The sequence below is a fragment of the Rhizobium sp. NZLR10 genome, assembly GCF_019685125.1.
In the GTDB taxonomy this organism is placed as follows: Bacteria; Pseudomonadota; Alphaproteobacteria; order Rhizobiales; family Rhizobiaceae; genus Rhizobium.
This window is the reverse complement of sequence record NZ_JABDWE010000001.1, coordinates 656160-673181: the sequence shown is the minus strand read 5'-3', so window position 1 is coordinate 673181 and position 17022 is coordinate 656160. Positions and strand designations below refer to the sequence as shown.

At 62.2% G+C, this 17022-nt stretch carries 17 protein-coding genes; 5 read left to right on the top strand and 12 right to left on the bottom strand.

The features are described from left to right. Nucleotides 1–26: 26 nt before the first annotated feature. From HJB82_RS03035 to ltnD, 4 genes are all read right to left on the bottom strand, one after another. Entirely contained in the window at nucleotides 27–740 is a 714-nt protein-coding gene (locus HJB82_RS03035) for an HAD-IA family hydrolase (protein ID WP_207584636.1), read from the bottom strand. A 727-nt stretch (nucleotides 741–1467) separates the two neighbouring features. After that, the gene (otnK, locus tag HJB82_RS03030) at nucleotides 1468–2748 is read right to left on the bottom strand and encodes a 3-oxo-tetronate kinase (RefSeq protein ID WP_207584637.1); all 1281 of its coding nucleotides are present in this window, start codon (nucleotides 2746–2748) and stop codon (nucleotides 1468–1470) included. A gap of 3 nt (nucleotides 2749–2751) precedes the next feature. Further along, nucleotides 2752–3528 (bottom strand): 2-oxo-tetronate isomerase, encoded by a 777-nt coding sequence (gene otnI, locus HJB82_RS03025; protein ID WP_221115147.1) that lies wholly within the window; start codon nucleotides 3526–3528, stop codon nucleotides 2752–2754. Between the two features lie 13 nt (nucleotides 3529–3541). Beyond that, complete coding sequence (gene ltnD / locus HJB82_RS03020; protein ID WP_221115146.1) at nucleotides 3542–4486, bottom strand: L-threonate dehydrogenase; 945 nt, start codon at nucleotides 4484–4486, stop codon at nucleotides 3542–3544. A gap of 339 nt (nucleotides 4487–4825) precedes the next feature. Here ltnD and HJB82_RS03015 point away from each other — a divergent pair, with 339 nt between their 5' ends. Next, on the top strand, nucleotides 4826–5824 hold the full coding sequence (locus HJB82_RS03015) for a LacI family DNA-binding transcriptional regulator (protein ID WP_221139561.1): 999 nt from the start codon (nucleotides 4826–4828) through the stop codon (nucleotides 5822–5824). A gap of 15 nt (nucleotides 5825–5839) precedes the next feature. Further along, nucleotides 5840–6508 carry an aldolase gene (locus HJB82_RS03010; protein WP_221139560.1) on the top strand — a complete coding sequence of 223 codons (669 nt, stop codon included), beginning with the start codon at nucleotides 5840–5842 and terminating at the stop codon, nucleotides 6506–6508. A 63-nt stretch (nucleotides 6509–6571) separates the two neighbouring features. Here HJB82_RS03010 and HJB82_RS03005 read toward each other — a convergent pair whose 3' ends face one another. Both HJB82_RS03005 and HJB82_RS03000 read right to left on the bottom strand, forming a co-directional pair. Continuing rightward, complete coding sequence (locus HJB82_RS03005) at nucleotides 6572–7615, bottom strand: tartrate dehydrogenase (RefSeq protein ID WP_207584643.1); 1044 nt, start codon at nucleotides 7613–7615, stop codon at nucleotides 6572–6574. Nucleotides 7616–7907: 292 nt separating this feature from the next. Then, nucleotides 7908–8219, bottom strand: a complete 312-nt coding sequence (locus HJB82_RS03000; RefSeq protein WP_207584644.1) for a hypothetical protein — start codon at nucleotides 8217–8219, stop codon at nucleotides 7908–7910. A 335-nt stretch (nucleotides 8220–8554) separates the two neighbouring features. Here HJB82_RS03000 and HJB82_RS02995 point away from each other — a divergent pair, with 335 nt between their 5' ends. Genes HJB82_RS02995 through HJB82_RS02985 form a run of 3 tightly spaced genes read left to right on the top strand, consistent with a single transcriptional unit; the run spans nucleotide 8555 to nucleotide 10965 of the window. Beyond that, the gene (locus HJB82_RS02995; protein WP_221115143.1) at nucleotides 8555–9490 is read left to right on the top strand and encodes a LysR family transcriptional regulator; all 936 of its coding nucleotides are present in this window, start codon (nucleotides 8555–8557) and stop codon (nucleotides 9488–9490) included. Nucleotides 9491–9514: 24 nt separating this feature from the next. Next, nucleotides 9515–10645 (top strand): HPP family protein, encoded by a 1131-nt coding sequence (locus HJB82_RS02990; protein ID WP_221115142.1) that lies wholly within the window; start codon nucleotides 9515–9517, stop codon nucleotides 10643–10645. Nucleotides 10646–10686: 41 nt separating this feature from the next. Next, nucleotides 10687–10965, top strand: coding sequence for a DUF6522 family protein (locus tag HJB82_RS02985; RefSeq protein ID WP_221115141.1), 279 nt, complete (start codon nucleotides 10687–10689; stop codon nucleotides 10963–10965). 41 nt (nucleotides 10966–11006) lie between these two features. Here HJB82_RS02985 and HJB82_RS02980 read toward each other — a convergent pair whose 3' ends face one another. The 6 genes from HJB82_RS02980 to livM are packed head-to-tail and all read right to left on the bottom strand — an operon-like array spanning nucleotide 11007 to nucleotide 17018. Further along, nucleotides 11007–11936, bottom strand: coding sequence for an electron transfer flavoprotein subunit alpha/FixB family protein (locus HJB82_RS02980; protein WP_221139559.1), 930 nt, complete (start codon nucleotides 11934–11936; stop codon nucleotides 11007–11009). Nucleotides 11937–11959: 23 nt separating this feature from the next. After that, nucleotides 11960–12709, bottom strand: coding sequence for an electron transfer flavoprotein subunit beta/FixA family protein (locus tag HJB82_RS02975; protein ID WP_221115139.1), 750 nt, complete (start codon nucleotides 12707–12709; stop codon nucleotides 11960–11962). A 9-nt stretch (nucleotides 12710–12718) separates the two neighbouring features. Beyond that, nucleotides 12719–14149, bottom strand: coding sequence for an aldehyde dehydrogenase family protein (locus HJB82_RS02970; protein ID WP_221139558.1), 1431 nt, complete (start codon nucleotides 14147–14149; stop codon nucleotides 12719–12721). A gap of 12 nt (nucleotides 14150–14161) precedes the next feature. Beyond that, the gene (locus HJB82_RS02965) at nucleotides 14162–14896 is read right to left on the bottom strand and encodes an ABC transporter ATP-binding protein (RefSeq protein ID WP_221115137.1); all 735 of its coding nucleotides are present in this window, start codon (nucleotides 14894–14896) and stop codon (nucleotides 14162–14164) included. Further along, nucleotides 14893–15711, bottom strand: a complete 819-nt coding sequence (locus HJB82_RS02960) for an ABC transporter ATP-binding protein (RefSeq protein ID WP_221115136.1) — start codon at nucleotides 15709–15711, stop codon at nucleotides 14893–14895. The genes HJB82_RS02965 and HJB82_RS02960 overlap by 4 nt, the downstream gene beginning before the upstream one ends. Continuing rightward, the gene (livM, locus tag HJB82_RS02955; RefSeq protein ID WP_221139557.1) at nucleotides 15708–17018 is read right to left on the bottom strand and encodes a high-affinity branched-chain amino acid ABC transporter permease LivM; all 1311 of its coding nucleotides are present in this window, start codon (nucleotides 17016–17018) and stop codon (nucleotides 15708–15710) included. Before livM ends, HJB82_RS02960 begins: the two co-directional genes overlap by 4 nt. Nucleotides 17019–17022: the final 4 nt, after the last annotated feature.

Below are 17022 nucleotides of genomic sequence, written 5' to 3'. Positions count from 1 at the left end.
CGGGCAGGCCCGATCCGGTTTTAAAGTCAGGCGCGTGCAGCAGCCACGGCATCTGTTAGGCCTGCCATGGACGTGAAATGGAAATCGGGTTTGGTGAACTCGACCGGCTCGATCGTTCCGCCGTAACCCTTTTGGGCGTGTCGCCGCTCGATCCAGCAATTGGCCAGCCCGAGTTCCCTGGAAATCCCGATATCGTGGTACTGGCTCTGGGCGACATGCAGGATGTCGTCCTTCGAATGGCCTTCCGAGGCAACGTAGGCGAAGACCGTCGCGAAGAACGCGGGATCGGGTTTTTCGGTGCCCGTATCGTCGGCCGTGAAGGCAGCATAAAACGGATTGCCGAGTTCCTTCTCGAACAAATTAAATGCCCAGCGGCGGGCATTGGTCATCGCAACGAGGCGGTAATCCTTCCCGAGTTTGGCCAGCGCTGCGGCGCTGTCAGCGAAACCCTTCCAGCTCTTCACAGAGTCCCGTAGTCGTTCGCCATATTTTCGATCAGCAGGCAGACCGAGCTTCGGTGCGATCGCGAGGTAAACGCGCACGAGGTCGTCGGGAAATAGGCCGGCATCCTCGGAGTAGCGGGCTGCGCGATAGAGGCTAAGCGCCTGCTCGCCATCCACTGTGCTTCCCACCTCGGCCGCGATCTCGGCGAAACAGGCCTTGATGCCGCCCTCGAAGTCGATGAGCGTACCGACGACGTCGAATGTCATGTATCTGAATTCCGGAAGGCTCTTGCTCACGTGAATTCCCCAGTGTTCGGCTCCAGCGGGAGCGCGGTTTCTCGAAGAAGAATATTCTGTTCCCGCAGGCAGGATCATTGTCCCGCTCTTATGTGGAAGGCCCCGCATTTGCCGGGATCCGAGCCCTTCACCGATATTAGTTTGTCACCTGCACTGCGCCGGAATCTCCTGAAAGGCGCTATATGGCGGCACAAAATACCGAATCTGCCCCTTTCGCGATATTCTCGCGCTTGCATCGCCGGTGCACATCCGATCGGTCACAGTCTCGTCCAGCGTGAAGCGTGTGCGCCGGACGGAGCTTAGCGTTCCGGTGCAGCCGGTGGCAGTCTATCGATGAACGCCGTCACGCCCGCTGAGAAAAGGAGGGTGCTTTCAGCCCAATCGAAGATGCCGCGACTGCCGATGTTCGCTGAGCGGCGCCAGCCCCGCATCAGTCGCGCATCGCTCTGATGCGGACTCAAGCCTGCGCCAACCCAGGATGGGCCGCAATATCGATCGAGATGAACTGATTGCGCTCAGGCTATCCTTGGGTATGCAGAAGTAGCGTGTGAAGCGGGTCGCAAACGATCGGTCGAGTCGCGTCTCGACCCGACGCCTAAGATGGCACCTGGAGGGTGATGTGCCATAGCCGATTTCAAAGCCGCGCTGGCTAAGCGTAGAATTCGCGACAAGTCCAAGAATTTCTGCAAGCCCCGGCTTGGGGTATCCTGCATGCGAGGGACACACCTCAGTGCATCATCGCCAGCGCTGCCGCAAAGAAATCTTCGCCTCCGAAATTTCCCGACTTCAAAGCCAGAAGCATGTCGCCCTGGGTATTGCCGACCGTGCGCAGCACCGGCACGCCGGGCGCAATCTCCGGCCCGATCAGAAATGCCGGAATGGCGAGCCTGTCGACGGCTGCCCCCGAGGTTTCGCCGCCTGCGACCACGAGCCGCCGCACGCCTCTTGCCACCAGCTCGGCGGCGATGATCGATGTGGCGGTCTCGATCGCGTGGCCGGAGGCCTCTCGTCCATAAAGTGATTGCAGCCGAGACACGGTTTCGGGTGCGGCGCTCGCGGCGACCACGACGGGGCCGGCGGCGATGCGGTCTCCCGCCCAGGAAATCGCCGCGGCGATCTCATCCGGGCCGGCAAGCAGCCGCTCCGGGTCGAGCCGCAGGACGGGCATCGACCGTTCGGCGACGTCGAGCTGGCGCAGCGTTGCCTTGGAACAACTGCCGGCAACGATCGCTGAAAACCCGCCAACGGGGCGAATGGCATCCGCCGGCGCTGCACCGCCGGACGATATCCGACCGGAGCGGACGAGCGCGCGGGCAAGGCCGAGACCGAGGCCGGACGCACCGGTGGACACCGGCGTTTCGAGTGCGATCTCGCCGAGCGTTTCGAGATCCCGCTCGAAAATTGCATCGGCGATGGCGGCGGTGACGCCTGCATTGCGCAGGGCGTCGAGCCTCGCCTTGATGGCGCCGCGTCCGGCCGCAATGGCTGCCAGATCGATCAGCCCGACAGCGCCACGCGATTGTCGGGTGAGGACCCGCACGAGATTGGCATCGTGCATCGGATTGAGGGGATGGTCTTTGAGCGGACTTTCGTTCAAGGGCTGTCCGCCGACGAAGAGATGGCCAAGATAGACGGTGCGTCCCGTTTCCGGGAAAGCTGGTGTAACCAGCACGACGCCGCCGCCGGCCGCATCGTTCAACGCCTCTGTGACCGGACCGATATTGCCGGCATCGGTGGAATCGAAGGTCGAGCAGATCTTGTAAAGCACGTGACCCGCGCCGCGCCGGCGCAGCCATCGCTCGGCGCTGGTCGCGGCCGTCACGGCGTCCGAGGCCGGGACCGAGCGGATCTTCAGGGAAACGACGACGGCGTCGACATCCGGCAGCATGAGCGACGGATCGGGAATGCCGACCGTCTGTACCGTGCGCAGACCGTTCTTCGTCAGCGTGTTGGCGAGGTCGGAGGCGCCCGTATAGTCGTCAGCGATTGATCCGAGCAAAATAGCCATCGTCTAGCTCCGTGCAAAAGGTCTGAACCAGCCGAGGCCGTCCAGGGTGTGGCCGCGCGGGACGTATTCGCAGCCGATGAAACCGTCGTAACCCAGGCGGTCGATTTCGCTGAACAGATAGGGATAGTTCAGTTCCTCCCCGTCCGGCTCGTTGCGGGACGGCACGCTGGCAATCTGGATATGGCCGATGATCGGCAGCAGGCGTCGCAACGCCATCGTGACGTCGCCGTGGATGATTTGACGATGATAGATGTCGAACTGGAGTTTCAGGTTCGGCAGACCGCATTCGGCAATCAGGCTTTCCGCCGCGCCGAAGTCGCTGAGGAAATATCCCGGCATGTTTCGCCGGTTGATCGGCTCGAGCAGGAGATCGATGCCTCTTTCCGCGAGCCGTCCGGCAGCGTAGGTGACGGAGCGCCGGTAAGAGGAGGAGGCGTCTTGGCCACCAGGGTCGGCGATGCCTGCCATCAGGTGCAGCCGCTTGACGCCGGTCGCCGCCGCATAGTCCAATGCCCGCTCGACATCCGCCTTCAGCGCATCGAACCGTCCGGGAAGAGCCGCGATGCCGCGCTCGCCTGCTGCCCAGTCGCCCGGCGGCAGGTTGAACAATGCCTGCTGCAGATTGTTGCGGGCAAGCCGTTCGGCGATTGCGTCCGGCGCCGCGTCGTAGGGAAAGAGATATTCGACGGCGGAGAAACCGGCATCGGCTGCGGCGTCGAAGCGATCGAGGAATGCCCATTCGTTGAACATCATCGTCAGGTTGGCGGCGAAAACCGGCATGATTGGAGTTCCTTTACAGGCTCTGCGGGTTTTTGGTGGAACCGGGCAATTCCGCGCCGGAAAGCTGGGCATAAAGCCGCGCGAGCGAGGAATCGTCGTCACGGCCCATGCCGGCGCCGGCGGCGGCCAGATACATTTGCAGGGCTGCTGCCGCGAGCGGCACCGGATAACGCTCGGAGCGGGCCATGTCTTGGACGATGCCAAGATCCTTGACGAAAATCTCGATGCTGCTGAGCGGCGTATAGTCTCCGGCCAGTACATGCGGCACGCGGTTTTCGAACATCCACGAATTGCCGGCCGAGGCCGTGATCACCTCATAGACCTTGTCGAGGTCGAGGCCCTGCTTGGCAGCAAACGTTATCGCTTCACAGGCGGCTGCGATGTGCACCCCGGCGAGAAGCTGGTTGATCATCTTGAAGGCCGCGCCCGCTCCGGCCGCATCGCCGAGTTCGTAGACCTTGCCGGCCATGGCGTCGAGACCCGGACGGGCGGTGTCGAAGGCCTGTCTGGAGCCCGACGCCATGATCGTCAGCTCGCCAAGCGCCGCCTTGGCCGCGCCGCCCGAAATCGGCGCGTCGAGATAGTGCAGGCCGAGAGCCTCGACCCGTTGTGCCAGATCGCGTGCGACCGCAGGATCCATGGTTGCCGACGAGATGAAAACGGCCCCGGGCTTCATCATCCTCGCGACGCCTTCAGGGCCGAACAACACGGCCTCGGTCTGCGCGCCGTTGACGACCACGGAGACGACGATGTTGGCGCCCTTCGCCGCGCCGGCTAGGGTCGTCGCGCCACGTCCGCCATCGGCGATGAAGCGGTCCACTGCCGCTTGCGTGATGTCATATCCAACGACATCGAGCCCCGCGCGCTTCATCGACCGGGCCATTCCGAGCCCCATGGAACCAAGGCCGATGACGGCCGCGACGACGGCAGGCCCCGAGTTTTCAGCAAATGGCGACATCAGGAGGTTCTCCAGTCCAGTGAGAAAAAGTCTGTGCTCCGCCGGGTGCAATCCCGGAGAGGCTTTAGAGCGCAGTGCGTCTGTAAGACGCGCCAAGGACACAGAGTCATGATTTTCTCCTCCGATTGTTGCCGCGGTCTCCTGCCGGTCCTCCCGCAGCACGCCAAGTGGCAGCGCTGCCATCTGCATTAGTCTATTTTGGCAGCGCTGCCAACACCAAATTGGTAGCGCTGCCAAAAAAACCTTGCTTATTGGCAGGGGCAGTGAAAAATGGTGACAGAGCGGTGGTTGCCGGCCGACATCTAGCAGCCATCCCAAAAGCGTGAGTTCAGACATACCATGGAATTCAAACAGCAGGTGACGATAACGCTTGCCGAAGTCGCGGAAGCGGCCGGTGTTGGCGAGAGTACGGTGTCGCGTGTGCTGCGCAATCACGGCTCGTTTTCCGGCAAGACGCGAGAGCGGGTGATGGCCGCTGTCGAACGGTTGGGCTATGTGCCGAACCGGATCGCCGGGACGCTGGCCTCCACCGGTTCGCGTCTCGTTGCCTTCGTCATTCCCTCGCTGTCCAACATCGTCTTCCCCGATGTGCTGCGCGGCGCCAGCGCCGTCCTGGAGGAAAACCGTTATCAGGCGGTGTTCTCCGTCACCGACTATGATCAGGGCAAGGAGGAAGCGCTCGTCGCCGCGATGTTGGCCTGGCGGCCGGCGGCGGTCATGCTGGCCGGATACGAGCATACCGACGGGACAGTAAAGATGCTGCGCGCCAGCGGGTGCCGGGTCGTGGAACTGCTCGATCTGGACGGAGACGCGCTTGATATCGCGGTCGGCTTCTCGAACCGCGCGGCCGGGCGGGAGAGCGCTGCCTTCCTGCTCAATCGGGGCTATCGCCGGATCGGCTATGTCGGTCACGACCTCAATCGTGATACCCGCGCCGGCAAGCGGTTTTCAAGCTTCTGCGAAACGCTTGAGGCCTCTGGCGCGTGCCTCGTCGCGCGCGAAATTCTCGCCGGCGCTTCGTCTGTGGAAAACGGCAGGCTGGGGCTGGAGCGGCTGCTTGGCCGGACGACCGATCTCGATGCGGTTTATTTCTCCAACGATGATATGGCGCTGGGCGGCTATTTTCACTGTCTGGCTGAGGGGATCTCTATCCCCTCGAAGCTCGCCATTTTCGGCTATAACGGCCTCGATATCGGCCGGGCGATACCGCAGCCCTTATCGACCATCCGAACACCGCGCGTGGCGACGGGAGAGATAGCCGCACAACTGGTCGTCGCCAACGCGCCGTCCCAGGCCGTCGATCTCGGTTTTGAACTGATCGAAGGAGCAACCGCGTAATATGGAGGAAGTGTCATGTCCGACGCGCGCCAGCGTGAAGAAATTTGCCGATACGGCCGCTCGCTGTTCGAGCGCGGACTGACGCCCGGATCTTCGGGCAACATATCGTTGCGGCTCGAGGACGGAGGCTGGCTGGTCACGCCGACCAATGCCTCGCTCGGTTTTCTCGACCCGGCGCGGATCTCCAGGCTCGACGCCGAAGGCCGGCTCTTGTCCGGCGACAAGCCGACCAAGGAAATTCCACTGCACACTGCTCTCTACGATACACGCGGCAGCGCCCGCGCCATCGTCCATCTTCACTCCACCCACGCGGTGGCGCTGACCATGCTGCCGGAGATCGATCCGCGCGCCGCCCTGCCGCCGATGACGCCATATTATCTCATGCGCGCCGGTGAAACCGCTCTGGTGCCGTATTACCGTCCCGGCGATCCAGCGGTGGCCGACGCCATCCGCGGACTGGCGGGCAAGTATTCGTCGGTGCTTCTGGCCAACCACGGACCTGTCGTTGCCGGTGACAGTCTGGAGGCGGCGGTCTTTGCGACCGAGGAACTGGAGGAAACGGCGAAGCTCTATCTGCTGTTGCGCAATCTCAATCCCCGTTACCTCAGCCCCGGGCAGGTGACCGATTTGGTCGACACGTTTGGCCTCGACCTTCCTTCGCATCACGATCACGACGACCATTGAACGGCTAGAACAAGATTCTGAGTTTAGGGCGCGAAAACCGCTCACCCTTGTCGGTACTCTGCTCTAATCGAGCGCAGACAGCACCGATGCCGTGATCGCGTCCGTCTTGTCCTTGCCGGGAATTGCGCCGATGCCGCGTGCCGTCGTCGCCTCGATTGCGGCCATTACCTCTCCGGCAGCAGCCGTTTCTCCCAGATGCTCCAGCATCATTGCGCCCGACCAGATGGCGGCAATCGGATTGGCGTTGCCGAGATGGGCGATATCCGGCGCCGAGCCGTGCACCGGTTCGAACATCGACGGCGCCGAGCGATCGGGATTGATGTTGGCGGAGGCCGCGAAGCCGAGCCCGCCCTGGATGGCGGCGCCAAGGTCGGTCAGGATATCGCCGAACAAGTTGGACGCGACGACCACATCGAGGCTTTCCGGCGCCATGACCATGCGGGCGGCCATGGCGTCGATATGGTAGCTGGTCACCTCGACATCGGGATATTCAGCGGAAAGCCTGTGGGTGATCTCGTCCCAGAAAACCATCGAATATTTCTGCGCGTTGGACTTTGTCACCGAGGCAAGCTTGCCGCGGCGCGCACGGGCTTGTTCGAAACCGAACCTCAGGATGCGCTCGACCCCTTTGCGGGTGAAGATCGAGGTCTCCACTGCCACCTCGCTGTCGGTCCCCTGATGAACACGGCCACCGGCGCCGGAATATTCGCCTTCGGTATTTTCGCGAATGCAGAGGATGTCGAAGTTCTCCGACCGCAACGGTCCCTGCACACCCGGCAGCAGCCGGTGTGGGCGGATATTGGCATATTGCACGAAAGCCTTGCGGATCGGCAGCAGAAGCCCATGCAATGAAACGGAATCCGGCACTTTGCGAGGCCATCCGACCGCCCCGAGCAGGATGGCATCGAAGGATCTCAGCGTTTCGATGCCATTGCCGGGCATCATGCTGCCGTTCGCCAGATAGTAGTCGCAGGACCAGGGATAGCTGGTTGCATCAAGAGAAAATCCGTTCGATTGAGCTGCCTTTTCGAGTACGGCCCAGGTTGCTTCCGTCACGTCGTGGCCAATGCCATCTCCGGGCAGAAGGGCGATCTTGTAGGTCTTCATCGCAGGTCCTCATAGGCTGATGAGCACACGCTTGCTCTTGCTGTTGGCGAACTGGGCTTCGCGGCCGGGACCTTGCCGATCCCAGACGGCGTATCGCGGTCGCTCGGCAATGACTTTAGAGGGAGGCTCAGGCTTTATTTGCCGAAAGTGACCGAGATTTGGTCGATTGTTGTGTTTGCGCCGGCCTCGCCAGTGAATTGTATCGAGCGGCCTGTTCCGGTCCAGGCGGAAAAGTTTCCGAGCGCACGATACCGCCAATAAGGCTGCAGTGTCCCCGTTGAGGCCGGGCGGCTCAGATAATCGAACGCAGCCCGAGATAGGTCGCCAAACTGACGGCGGAGAGGGCAATCGTCAGCTTGGGCCTTGCATCGTCGAACATGGCCGCCAATAAAAGGCCGAGCATCACGATGACAAATTTTGCCCAAAGATCCTGATCGGAGACAGTGAAAGCGATTGTCGCCAGAAAGACGGCACTTGCGACGATTGTCACAGGGGCAGCTTTCTCGGCGAGATCGCCGCCTGGGAAATATGGTAGAAGGAAACGCCGCATGCTCAAGCCTGAAGCGACGCTCAAAAGAAGACAGGTCAAGACAAGGTGCAACATGGGGTCGTCGCCGATCGATCTGCAGATGGACTTGCAGATGCAAGCGCCATGCCAGCCGCAATCGCCGTACGGCAGGGCAGTGCCGCTGCTTAATGGCTATTTCCGCGGCGTAGCGATCCTTTTTTCGGCATTCGCCTGCTTGGTCGGTTCGCGGATGGCGTGACATTCAGTGGCGATCGCGTTGGGGATTGGAGCGTGGACGATGAGCCCTCAAAACAGGCCATCCGGATTTCCGGCTCGCTTTTTCGTCCGATGCCGAAACCGGCTTGAGCTGGGACAATGATTTTTATATAGAGAATTATCCTTCTCCTTAATTCTGGAACAGAGATCTTTCATTGGACCTGTCGTCGATCGAGATATTCCTCGCTGTCGCCAGCGACCGCAGCATTACCAAGGCTGCCAAGGCCGTCGGGCGGGTGCCGTCGAATGTGACGACGCGCATCCAGCAGTTGGAGGGGGATCTCGGCGTTTCCCTGTTCAGCCGTGACGGCAAGAAAATGACGTTGACCCGAGAGGGCGAGACGTTCCTGGCCTACGCCAACCGGCTGACGGCGCTTGCGCTTGAAGCGCGCCAGGCCGTGCGGCCTCTCGCCCCGTCGGGAGCATTGCGCGTCGGCACCATGGAGAGCACGGCGGCAAGCAGGCTGCCGGCGGCGCTGACGCAATTCAACCGGATGTGGCCTGATGTGTCGCTTCATCTGACGATGGGCGCATCCCGCGATCTCGCCCGCGCCGTCGTGACCGATGCGCTGGACTGTGCGCTGATTGCCTGCCCGCCGAAGACGATGCGCGGGGAAGACGTGGGTTTCGAGGCCGAGCTCAAGGGGCTGGAGATGGAGCCGGTCTTTGTCGAAGACCTGTTGATCGTGCTGCCGTCCGGGCATCCCGCGATCAAATCCGCTGCCGACCTTCGCGTCGGGTCGATTGCCGCTTTGGAACCCGGCTGCACCTATCGCAGGATCGCCGAAAACTGGGCGCGCAAATCGAGCGCCCTGCCGACGAGCGAGCATGGCTCCTACCATGCGATTCTGGCGAGCGTCGCGACCGGCAATACCGCCGGCGTCATGCCGAGATCCGTTCTCGACCTCATGCCCTGGCCGACGTCCGTCCAGACCCATCAACTGGGGCTCGTTGAGACGCTGCTGGTCTACCGCAAGAACGATCGCCCCAGCGCATTCAACGCATTTCACGAAGTCCTCAACGCGACAAAAGGCAGAGATATCAGGCTTGCCACAAACAGCCCTTGGCTCTCCCTTCAAACCGCCGGATAATCCTCGCTCAAAATTGGTCTTGTCATGCAGTATCCCGTTTCCCCGAAGGTGGGACCGAGCCGCTTCCACCGCTTCCGTCTGTTTTCACCGATTTTGGCTGGCGCGACTTTACGCGAGCGGTTGATCGGATGCGTCGGCGCTTTGCTGGCTATCGGCCTCACCGGCGTCATCAGCGGCTATTTGTTCGGGCAGGGGCCGCATCTTCCCCTGATCGTGGCGCCGATGGGAGCATCGGCAGTGCTGCTTTTCGCGGTGCCTGCAAGCCCGCTTGCGCAGCCGTGGTCGATCATCGGCGGCAATACGATTTCCGCCCTGATGGGAATCATCGCCGCCTATTTCATCCACGATCCGATCATCGCGACCGGCGTCGGGGTGTCGCTTGCCATCGGCGCCATGTCTTTCACGCGATGCCTTCACCCGCCGGGAGGAGCCGCGGCACTGACCGCCGTGCTCGGCGGTCCCGTCGTCGCCGGCTGGGGATTCCTCTTTCCCTTCGTGCCGGTCGCTTTGAACTCCTGCATTCTCGTCGGCCTCGGCCTGTTGTTTCACAAGCTTTCCAGGCGGAACTATCCGCATGTCGTTCCCAAACCGGCGGAGAACACTCATCGCACGATCGACCTGCCGTCTGCCGTGCGAGTGGGTTTTCGTGAAGAGGATGTCGATGCCGCTCTTGCGGCGCTCGACGAAACCTTCGACATCGACCGTGCCGATCTCGGCCGGCTGCTGCTGCAGGTCGAGCTGCAGGCGGCGGTCCGCTCAAACGGCAAGATCAACTGCGCCGATATCATGTCGCGCGACGTGATTGCCGTCGGCGAAGCTGCAGAACCGGATGCCGCGCGGCACCTGCTTTTGAAGCACAATATCCGGACGCTGCCGGTGAAGGACCCGGAGGGCCGTCTGATCGGCAGCGTCGGCTTGCGGGAATTGTCGACCAGCATCGATACGATCGCAGGCGCAATTTCAAAACCGGCGGTGGCAAGGCCTTCGGATCCGGCCCTGTCGCTGCTGCCCATTCTGACGGACGGGCGCACGCATGCCGTCATCATTGTCGATGACGACCACCGGATCCTCGGGCTGATATCGCAGACCGATCTCCTGAGCGCAGTGGCGCGGCTGCTACCGAAGGACAGCGTCCCGATCCCGGCCGTGGCCTGAGCGGTGGTCGTAGAGTGTCAAGCAGAGGGGAGAATGAAACGGTGTTGATCGAGCGCGACGCGAATGGGGATTATATCCTGGACTCATCCGAACTCGCGGAACGGTTCGGACTGTCGCTGGCCGATCTCCGCCGTCACATGCGGCGTGGCTCCCTCGTCAGCACCGTGGAAATCGGCACCGCTGAACACGAGGGCACCAAGCGGGTGTCGCTACGGCTCGGCAACAGGCTTTGGCGCGCGGTACTGAATGATGCGAATGAGGTGCAGCACGAGCAGATGGTCGTGCTTCGGGGAAAACCATCCGGGCGAAACCCAGGCTGACCTCATCGTCATGAGGAACTGCCCTGATGCCGCCGCTCTGCTCAGAGCGCCTTTTGCAATTCCGGCAGGGCTTCGAACAGATCGGCGACGAGGCCGTAGTCGGCGACCTGGAAGATCGGCGCCTCCTCGTCCTTGTTGATGGCGACGATCACCTTCGAATCCTTCATGCCGGCCAGATGCTGAATGGCCCCGGAAATGCCGGCGGCGATATAGAGATCAGGCGCCACCACCTTGCCGGTCTGGCCGACCTGCCAGTCGTTCGGCGCATAACCGGCATCGACGGCGGCCCGGGAGGCGCCGACGGCAGCACCGAGCTTGTCGGCAAGCGGCAGGATGACTTCCCTGAACTTCTCGGCAGAGCCGAGCGCCCGGCCGCCGGAGAGGATGATCTTCGCAGAGGTCAGTTCCGGGCGGTCGGAGGCCGACAGCGCGTCCTTGACGAAGGTCGACAGGCCCGGATCGGCAACCGCCGGGATCGCCTCGACGCTGGCGGAGCCGCCTTCGGTGGCAGACGCGAAGGAAGCGGTGCGCACGGTGATCACCTTCTTCGCATCACTTGCCTGCACCGTCTGGATGGCATTGCCGGCATAGATCGGCCGCTTGAAGGTATCGGCGGAAATGACTTCGATGATCTCCGAGACCTGGGCGACATCGAGCAGGGCAGCCACCCGCGGCAGCACGTTCTTGCCGACCGAGGTGGCGGCCGAGATGATCGTGTCATAAGAGCCGGCGAGCGAGACGATCAGGTCGGCCAGCGGTTCGGCCAGATTGTTGGCGAGTGCGTCGCTTTCGGCCAGCAGCACCTTGGAGACGCCGGAGAGTTTGGCAGCGGCATCGGCCGCAGCCCTGGCGCCCTTGCCGGCAACGAGGATATGGATATCGGCGCCGATTTTTGCCGCCGCCGTCAGCGCCTTGGCGGTCTGGTCGGAGAGGCTGACATTGTCGTGGTCAGCCAGAAGAAGAATGGTCATGATGGTGTTCTCTCTTTCCTGCCTTAAAGCACGCCGGCTTCGTTCTTCAGCTTGTCCACAAGCTCGGCGACCGACTTGACCTTGACGCCGGCCTTGCGGCCCGACGGCTCCTCGGTCTTCAGCACCTTCAGCCGCGGCGTCGTGTCGACGCCGAAATCGGCCGGGACCTTCTTGTCGAGCGGCTTCTTCTTCGCCTTCATGATATTCGGCAGCGAGGCATAACGCGGTTCGTTCAGCCTGAGGTCCGAGGTGATGACCGCCGGCAGCTTGATCGAGATCGTCTGCAGGCCGCCATCGACTTCGCGGGTGACCTGAGCCTTGCCGTCACCGATCTCGATCTTCGAGGCGAAGGTCGCCTGCGCCAGCCCCAGCAGAGCCGCCAGCATCTGGCCGGTCTGGTTCGAATCGTCGTCGATCGCCTGCTTGCCGACGATGACGAGGCCGGGCTGCTCGGCATCCGCCACGCCCTTGAGGATCTTGGCGACAGTGAGCGGCTCGACCTGATCGTCGGTCTCGACCAGGATCGCCCGGTCGGCGCCCATGGCGAGTGCGGTCCGCAGCGTCTCCTCGGCCTTGGCAGGACCGATCGATACCACCACCACTTCCTCGGCCTTGCCGGCTTCCTTCAGCCGCAGCGCCTCTTCCACCGAGATCTCGTCGAACGGGTTCATCGACATCTTCACATTGGTTAGCTCGACACCCGAACCATCCGGCTTCACCCGGATCTTCACGTTGTAGTCGACGACGCGTTTGACGGGCACGAGAATCTTCATCGGTTTTCCCTAAGCAAGCGTGTAGGCGGTTTTGACCGAGGTATAGAATTCCGCGGCATATCGGCCCTGTTCGCGGGGACCGAAGGACGAGCCCTTGCGGCCGCCGAACGGCACATGGAAATCGACGCCGGCCGTCGGCAAATTGACCATGACCATGCCGGCTTCGGCGTTGCGCTTGAAATGCGTCGCATGCTTCAGGCTTGTGGTGGCAATCCCGGAGGATAGGCCGAAGCTGGTATCATTGGCGACGGCGAGCGCCTCGTCATAATCTTTCACCCGGATGACGGCAGCGACCGGGCCGAAGATCTCTTCTCGCGCGATCCGCATCTGGTTCGTCGCTTCGGTGAAGAGCGCCGGTTCAAGATAGAAGCCGGGTGTCGCCCGTTCCAGCCTGTTGCCGCCGAAGGCAAGCCTTGCGCCTTCCTGCCGGCCGATATCGATATAGCCGGTGTCCTGCCGCAACTGGCTTTCGTCGACGACGGGGCCGATATGCGTGCCGCTCTTCAGAGCGTCGTCGACGACAAGCCTCTCGAGACGTCTGGAGAGTGCCGCCACGAAGGGGTCGTGAATGCCTTCGGTCACGATCAGCCGCGAGGATGCGGTGCAACGCTGGCCGGTGGAGAAGAAGGACGAATTGGCGGCCGCCTCGACGGCGACCTCGAGATCGGCATCGTCAAGGACTACGAAGGGGTTCTTGCCGCCCATCTCCAGCTGGAACTTGCGATTATGCTCTATCGACGCGAGCGCGACGCGTTTTCCTGTCGCCGTCGACCCGGTGAAGGTCAGGGCGTTGATATCGGGGCTGTCGAGCATTGTCTGGCCGACCACGCTGCCGCGTCCCATGACGAGATTGACGACGCCGGCCGGCGCGCCCGCCCGATGAAGGATCTCGATGAGGGACCAGGCTGAGCCCGGTACGAGATCGGCGGGTTTCAGGACGACCGTATTGCCATAGGCAAGTGCCGGCGCGATCTTCCAGGCGGGGATCGCGATCGGAAAGTTCCACGGGGTGATCACGCCCACGACGCCCACCGGTTCGCGGGTAATATCGATGCCGATGCCGGGGCGCACCGATGGCAGCGTTTCGCCTGACAGCCGAAGAACCTCGCCTGCAAAGAAATCGAAGATCTGACCGGCGCGGGTGACTTCGCCGATCGCTTCGGGCAAGGTCTTGCCTTCCTCACGCGCCAACAGGCGTCCGAGTTCCTCCTTGCGCGCCAATATCTCGTCGCCCGCCTTCTTCAAGATGGCGTGGCGCACCAGGATCGGCGATTGGGACCAAGCCGGTAAAGCCGACTTCGCGGCTGTGATAGCGGTACGGACGTCATCAGCGCTGGCGCGGGAAAATTCGCCGACGACCTCGTTAGTATCGGACGGGTTTATGTTCACCGAAGTATCGCCGGCAACCCATTCCCCGGCAATCAGGTTTTTGTGCAACATGGAAGTCCCCATTCAGTGCAGTCCGAGATAGGCCTTGCGGACGTCTTGGTTGTCGAGGAGGGCGGCGCTGTCGCCGGAGAGGTGGATGCGGCCGTTGACCATGACGTAGGCCCGCTGCGAAAGCTTCAGCGCATGATTGGCGTTCTGCTCGACCAGAAATATCGTCTTGCCCATCGCCGCGATCTCCCTCAAAACCTCGAAAACGCGCTTGACGATCAGCGGCGCCAGGCCGAGCGACGGTTCGTCGAACAGGATCAGCTCGGGCCGCGCCATCATGGCGCGGGCGATGGCGAGCATCTGCTGTTCGCCGCCAGACATGGTGCCGGCGGTCTGATTTCGACGCTCTTTGAGGCGCGGGAAGAGCTCGAACATGGTGTCCCGGTCTTCTTCGAAATGGGCCATGCCGATCGGCGTCGTGCCCATCATCATATTCTCTTCGACGGACATCTCCTGATAGATCTGCCGTCCCTCAGGAACGAGCGCGATGCCGCGCCGGGAAATTTTGCTGGTCGGCATATGGGAGATGTCTTCGCCACGATGCAGGATTTTGCCGGATGAGGCGCGCGGCGCGCCGAAGATGGAAGACAGCAGCGTGGTCTTGCCGGCCCCGTTTGCGCCGATCAGGCTGACGATCTCGCCGGCTGAGATATGAACGTTGACCGCCTTCAGCGCTTCTACCGGGCCGTAATGGGCGTGAACGCCGGCAAATTCGAGAAGCGGTACCTGCGTGTCGGACGACTGGCTCATGCTTGCACCTCTTCTTCGCTGACACCGAGGTAGGCGGCGACGACGGCCGGATCGTTGGCGACGTGCTGCGGCGTGCCGTCGGAGATCACCTCGCCATGATCGAGCACGACGATGTGGTTCGAAATGCGCATGACGAGACCCATGTCGTGCTCGATGACGAGAACCGTCTGATCGTGATCGGCACAGAGCCGCTGGATGACCTCGGCCAGATCCAGCGTTTCGGAAGGGTTTAGGCCCGCAGCCGGTTCGTCGAGGCAGATGAGGCTCGGGCCCGTGCACATGGCGCGGGCGATCTCGACGCGGCGCTGCCGGCCATAAGGCAGTTCGCCGGCCAGGCGGTTGGCGTCGTCGGCAAGCTTCATTTGTCCGAGCCAGTGGTAGGCCCGGTCGATGGCCTCTCCCTCGGCCCTGCGGAACGCCCGGGTCCGGAAAACGCCGCTGAGGATGTTGTTGCGGGTGGCCAGGTGCTGGGCGATCAGAAGGTTCTCGATGACCGACATCTCCTTGAAAAGGCGGATGTTCTGGAACGTCCTGGCGATCCCGGCGCGGGTGACGAGGTGCGAGCCGCCGGTGATCGGTTTCGTCACCAGTTCGCCGATGTCAGTCGGACCATCGCGCCCGTTCAGCATGATGCGGCCTTCGCTGGAGCGATAGAATCCGGTGATGCAGTTGAACATCGTCGTCTTGCCGGCGCCGTTGGGGCCGATCAGGGCGGTCACCGCGCCGCGTTCGACCGAGAAGCTGACGTCGCGGTTGGCGACGATGCCGCCGAAACGCATCGTCACATTCTGCACTTCGAGGATGGGGCTGTTCATCGTCCCGCCTCCGCCTTGCCCTCAAAGGACAGTTCGGTGCCGATGCCTTCTTTCATCGAACTCGGAAAGAATGCCGGGCGCCGGATGCGGACCAGGCCGCGGGGTTTCCAGATCATCATCACCACCATCAGCACGCCGAAGACCAGAACGCGGTATTCGGCGAACTCACGCAGAAGTTCCGGAAGAATGGTGAGAACGAGCGCTGCCGAAATGACGCCCGCCGTCGATCCGAGGCCGCCAAGCACGACGATCGCCAGGATGAGGGCGGATTCGAAGAAGGTGAAGGAGGTCGGGTTCACGAAGCCCTGTTGCGCGGCGAAGAAGACGCCGGCGAGGCCCCCGGTAGAGGCGCCGAGCATGAAGGCCGTCAGCTTTGTGAAGACGTGATTGACGCCGAGCGAACGGCAGGCGATCTCGTCTTCTCGAAGCGCTTCCCACATGCGGCCGAGAGGGATGACGCGCAGGCGCTCCACGGCATAGATGACGAAGCAGACGACGAGAAACAACACCAAGTAGAGGAACCAGAACCGGTAGTCCGCATTGTAGGGGATGCCCAGATATTCATGAATGGGAACGCCGCCCTGTTTGGCCGTGCGGGTGAATTCGAGGCCGAAGAGGGTGGGCGCGGGAACCGGAGCGCCGTTGGGTCCGCCGGTGAATTCCAGCCAGTTGTTCAGCACGAGACGAATGATTTCGCCGAATCCCAGCGTGACGATGGCAAGATAATCGCCATGCATCTTGAGAACGGGAAAGGCGAGGATCATGCCGAAGAGACCGGCGAGAAAAGGCGCAAGGATGAGAGCGCCCCAGAACCCGATGCCGAGATATTGCGATCCGAGCGCCAAGAGATAGGCGCCGACGGCGTAGAAGGCGACGTAGCCAAGATCGAGCAGCCCCGCAAGCCCGACGACGATATTGAGCCCCAGGCCGAGCAGGCAATATATCAGGGCGAGGATTGCAATCCCCAGGAAGTATTTGTCGGCAAAAAACGGCAGGCTCAACCCGGCGAAAAACAGCAGGGCAAGGACCAGCGCCGGCGACCTTTCCCTGCCGGTCATGACGGTGACGCCGGCGCCGTTGCCTGCCATGCGCCGGGTGAGTTTTTGGCCGAGGCGGCTCATCTGGAAAATCGAGAGTGCCGATCGGCCTGCCGTGACGACGGCCGCCAGCAACACCGCGCGCATCAGTTCGTTCGTGAACGAAAATCCGTCGAGCACCAGTCCCGAGATGGGTCCGAACAGGATGAGGGAAACCGTAAAGGTGAGGAGCGCTTCCTTGAAAAGCGCGCGAAGGCGGTTGGATTCCATGGAT

What these genes read in the sequence shown, in the direction of transcription:
- otnK (WP_207584637.1), bottom strand. Translation starts at nt 2,748, where the DNA reads ATGGCTATTTTGCTCGGATCAATCGCTGACGACTATACGGGCGCCTCC.
- otnI (WP_221115147.1), bottom strand. Translation starts at nt 3,528, where the DNA reads ATGCCGGTTTTCGCCGCCAACCTGACGATGATGTTCAACGAATGGGCA.
- ltnD (WP_221115146.1), bottom strand. Translation starts at nt 4,486, where the DNA reads ATGTCGCCATTTGCTGAAAACTCGGGGCCTGCCGTCGTCGCGGCCGTC.
- HJB82_RS03015 (WP_221139561.1), top strand. Translation starts at nt 4,826, where the DNA reads ATGGAATTCAAACAGCAGGTGACGATAACGCTTGCCGAAGTCGCGGAA.
- HJB82_RS03010 (WP_221139560.1), top strand. Translation starts at nt 5,840, where the DNA reads ATGTCCGACGCGCGCCAGCGTGAAGAAATTTGCCGATACGGCCGCTCG.
- HJB82_RS03005 (WP_207584643.1), bottom strand. Translation starts at nt 7,615, where the DNA reads ATGAAGACCTACAAGATCGCCCTTCTGCCCGGAGATGGCATTGGCCAC.
- HJB82_RS03000 (WP_207584644.1), bottom strand. Translation starts at nt 8,219, where the DNA reads ATGTTGCACCTTGTCTTGACCTGTCTTCTTTTGAGCGTCGCTTCAGGC.
- HJB82_RS02990 (WP_221115142.1), top strand. Translation starts at nt 9,515, where the DNA reads ATGCAGTATCCCGTTTCCCCGAAGGTGGGACCGAGCCGCTTCCACCGC.
- HJB82_RS02980 (WP_221139559.1), bottom strand. Translation starts at nt 11,936, where the DNA reads ATGACCATTCTTCTTCTGGCTGACCACGACAATGTCAGCCTCTCCGAC.
- HJB82_RS02975 (WP_221115139.1), bottom strand. Translation starts at nt 12,709, where the DNA reads ATGAAGATTCTCGTGCCCGTCAAACGCGTCGTCGACTACAACGTGAAG.
- HJB82_RS02970 (WP_221139558.1), bottom strand. Translation starts at nt 14,149, where the DNA reads ATGTTGCACAAAAACCTGATTGCCGGGGAATGGGTTGCCGGCGATACT.
- HJB82_RS02965 (WP_221115137.1), bottom strand. Translation starts at nt 14,896, where the DNA reads ATGAGCCAGTCGTCCGACACGCAGGTACCGCTTCTCGAATTTGCCGGC.
- HJB82_RS02960 (WP_221115136.1), bottom strand. Translation starts at nt 15,711, where the DNA reads ATGAACAGCCCCATCCTCGAAGTGCAGAATGTGACGATGCGTTTCGGC.
- livM (WP_221139557.1), bottom strand. Translation starts at nt 17,018, where the DNA reads ATGGAATCCAACCGCCTTCGCGCGCTTTTCAAGGAAGCGCTCCTCACC.